This is a genomic window from Bradyrhizobium uaiense (assembly GCF_010811875.1).
Taxonomy (GTDB): domain Bacteria; phylum Pseudomonadota; class Alphaproteobacteria; order Rhizobiales; family Xanthobacteraceae; genus Bradyrhizobium; species Bradyrhizobium uaiense.
The window spans coordinates 1-898 of sequence record NZ_VKHP01000526.1 but is presented as its reverse complement, the minus strand read 5'-3'; the positions used below and the strand labels follow the sequence as shown (position 1 = coordinate 898).

Sequence of the window (898 nt, the reverse complement as noted above, 5' to 3'; positions counted from 1 at the left end):
TGCCGACGGCCGATCGCGGCCGGCCGAAATGGTGCTTCGTCAGAGCGTGCGATTTACGAAGTGCCGGGTAGGGGTGTCAAGCCAAACCCTGCGGGAATCAGGCCCCCTGCTGACGGGCGCGGGAGGCGTGGGACTGCAGCGCCCGGATGCGTTCGGCCAGCGTGCCGCCTCCTTCGGGCATCCCGTTGCCCGGAGCGGCGCCGTTGGCGGGCTTGGCGGCCGCCTTGGCCGGCACGGTCGGCTCGGCCGCCAGCATGGCCTCGATCGCCGAATTGGGGCCTTCGAGCTGGATCGCGAGCTTGGCCACCTCGGCCGCGATGTCGTTGATGCGCTCGCGCAGCAGTGCGTTCTCCATCCGCTCGGTCGCCCAGGAGCTTTCGGCCTGCTGCTGGATCGCGTTGATGTCGCGCTGCAGCTTGCCGCGCTCGTCACGGGCAACGCGCAGCTGCTCCTCGACTGCGGCCTTCTCCTGGCGCAGCTTCTCGAGCACGGATGATTTGCCGCCGCTCGTCGCGGCGATCTCCTCGCGCAGCTCCTGCACCGTCCGCTCGGCGGCGGCGTTGGCCTGCTTCAACTGGCCGTTCTCGAATTCACGCTCGGCCAGCAGCTTGCCCTGGGTTGCGAGCCGCGTCTCGAGGTCGGTGACGCGGTTGCCGAGCATCTCGGCTTCCTTGACCTGGACGATCAACTGACGGTCGAGATCGGTGACGCGCTGGCTCAGATTCTCGACCCGACCGCGCGCGTCGGTGAGATCGCGCGTCGCGGTCTCCGACTGGCTGCGCTCTTGGGCGAGGCGGGCCTCGGTCGCCGCGAACTCCCTGGCGGCATCGCCGACCCGGCTCTTCAGCTCCTCGACCTGGGTCCGCACGGCAACCAGTTCGACCTGGCGGCTGTCGGC

The 898-nt window shown here is 69.6% G+C and carries 1 pseudogene; it reads right to left on the bottom strand.

Annotated elements, in window-relative coordinates:
- Positions 1-97: 97 nt before the first annotated feature.
- Positions 98-898 (bottom strand): annotated as a pseudogene (locus FNJ47_RS46260) (hypothetical protein); the annotation flags it as partial.